The organism is Sporolactobacillus mangiferae, assembly GCF_023336505.1.
GTDB classification, from domain to species: Bacteria; Bacillota; Bacilli; order Bacillales; family Sporolactobacillaceae; genus Sporolactobacillus; species Sporolactobacillus mangiferae.
The window spans coordinates 1-269 of the sequence record NZ_JAMAST010000057.1 but is presented as its reverse complement, the minus strand read 5'-3'; the positions used below and the strand labels follow the sequence as shown (position 1 = coordinate 269).

Below are 269 nucleotides of genomic sequence, written 5' to 3'. Positions count from 1 at the left end.
CTGAGAATAGATGATAGTGAAAGTACGGATGCTTGGAAAAATTATTTCGATTGGCTGAAGGCACGCGGCTTAAAGGGCGTCGATGTCGTGATCAGCAATGATCATGGCGGTCTCGTCAAGGCCGTTCAAAAAGCGTTTCAGGGCGCCACATGGCAGCGGTGCCAAGCTCACTTTCTGCGCAACGTTTACGACCGGCTTCCAAAGTCGCTCAAACACGAAGGTACCGAACAGGTGAAGGCGATGCTTCAGGCACCCAACGTGAAAACAGC

Annotated in this window: 1 protein-coding gene; it reads left to right on the top strand. The window is 51.7% G+C overall.

Annotated elements, in window-relative coordinates; genetic code table 11:
- On the top strand, positions 1-269 hold a 269-nt coding region (locus tag M3N64_RS14025; protein ID WP_249104326.1), incomplete at both ends, for a transposase.